Origin of the sequence: Bradyrhizobium sp. CSA112 (assembly GCF_029051645.1) — a bacterium.
Lineage (GTDB): Bacteria > Pseudomonadota > Alphaproteobacteria > Rhizobiales > Xanthobacteraceae > Bradyrhizobium.
Genome location: NZ_JAACFS010000093.1, coordinates 1 through 1,951 on the forward strand (window position 1 = coordinate 1; position 1,951 = coordinate 1,951).

Sequence of the window (1,951 nt, forward strand, 5' to 3'; positions counted from 1 at the left end):
TGATCGGGATAGGGGGACGTCTCGCGACGCCACCCCTCCCACACCACCGGGCATACGGGTCCGTACCACGGCGGTTCGATCGAGTTAAGCCGGCACAGGCATGAAGATTCGGGGGAGACCAAGAGAGTCGAACACCTGATTTCGTAGGGCGTGTTGAACCGCCGGGTGTCCGGACATGCGCCAGAGTCCCGTCGGTGAGCCGGCAGCGACCGATGCGGCGAACTTCGCGATGCCGAAGCGGCGAAGCTCCGTGAATCGGTTATGCCCGTTCCGCCATTGCCGCCAGAGATACAAACGCAGTCTCCGGCGGATCCAGGCTTCCAGGTTCGTTAGCACGCGCGGGGTCTGGCAGAAGCCGAAGTACCCGCGCCATCCGATGAGGTATGGCGTGAGGTCTGCGATCATCTGCCGCAGACTGATCCCTCGCGTCCGGCATGTGATTTCCCGGATTCGGTCTTTGAACTTGTCGAGGGCTTTCGGCGCAATGCGTCGCTCGCTCCCGTCATTCGCAATGCTGAATCCGAGAAATTTACGTTCCTCGGGTCGCGCCACCGCGCTTTTGGCCTCGTTGACTTTCAAGCGGAGCTTGTCGGTCAGGAACCGGCTTATCGAGGCCCTCACCCTTTCGCCGGCGTGATGGCTGCGAACATAAATGTTGCAGTCATCCGCGTAACGGCAGAACCGGTGACCACGTCGAGCCAATTCCTTGTCGAGATCATCGAGCACGATATTGCTGAGGAAGGGCGAGAGCGGACCGCCTTGCGGGGTCCCTTCGTCCACCGGTCGGACCAAACCATCTTCCAATACCCCGGCATTCAGGAATGCCCGGATAAGCTTGAGCACGCGTTTATCGGGTATCCGTGCGGCGACGCGCGCCATCAGGATGTCGTGGTTAACTCGGTCGAAAAATCTTTCCAAATCGAGATCAACCACTACGTTGTAGCCATCGGCGACGTAACGCTGTGCCTGGGCTACAGCCTCATGGGCGGACCGCCCCGGCCGAAATCCGAAACTGTGCTCCGAAAATGTCGGATCCCATCGCTCTTGGAGAACTTGCAACACGGCTTGTTGAATCAGGCGGTCGACGAGTTTCCTGACCCCGCCATCCGGCTTCGGGATTTCGACCCGCTTAACCGGCTGCGGCCGATAGTTCCCGTCGAGCAGCTGAGACCGAATGTTTGGCCAGTGCTGACGCAGGAACGCCTTCGCGTCATCGATGGTCATCCCATCAACGCCGGGGCTTCCTTTGTTCCTTTTAACACGCTTCCACGCTCTTTCGAGGTTCTCTCGGTCGCACACCTCCTCCATCAGTTGTTCTGTGAAAGCCGAGTTTTCGGTGGCTGATTTCGCCATGAATGGTTCGGTCTCCCCGTCACCGCGCGCCGGGGCTTCACCCCGGTCCTTCGGTTCCAAGGCCAGCACTTGCTGGTTGTTCTGCCGCTTTCTATTCACGAGATACCAGTCCTACTTGCCTCTCTCAATCGTTCGGGCCTTCAGCCATCGTTTCCGGCTCCGCCTATCTGTTTTCTCCACCTTTCGGCCTTGGAGTGCCTCAATAGCTTTGCCGACAGCCTAACCTAATACGCCCTCAGCTGACTTCTGCCCGGTGGTCAGACGGCCTCGCGGTCGTCTCAGTCGCCCGAGGGCGACACCGGGCAGATCTCCCGGGGTAAGCTCAATCGCCTTCGGTGCACAACCGCCGGACCTACGCTTCGCATCCTTGATGGATCTGGACTTCGCGATGTGTCGCCCGCTCGTCCGACGCTTGCGCCTCATATCCGGTTTTTGTTCATCGGCTCGCACCTTTGATCCACGCTTCCTTCAGACCCCGCCTCGCGACGGCAGCCCTTGCGTTTCACTAACCCTTCACCTCCATCAGGTTGGGTGGAAGACTTTCACTTCCGAGCTATTGAGCATGCCCGGCACACAACGAAGCCGCGGGCGCGGCATT

1 protein-coding gene is annotated in these 1,951 nt (G+C 59.6%); it reads right to left on the reverse strand.

Annotated features, from left to right (window positions below):
- Positions 1–84: 84 nt before the first annotated feature.
- Positions 85–1,452 carry a group II intron reverse transcriptase/maturase gene (gene ltrA / locus GWE18_RS41775; RefSeq protein WP_275191284.1) on the reverse strand — a complete coding sequence of 456 codons (1,368 nt, stop codon included), beginning with the start codon at positions 1,450–1,452 and terminating at the stop codon, positions 85–87.
- Between the last annotated feature and the right edge of the window lie 499 nt (positions 1,453–1,951).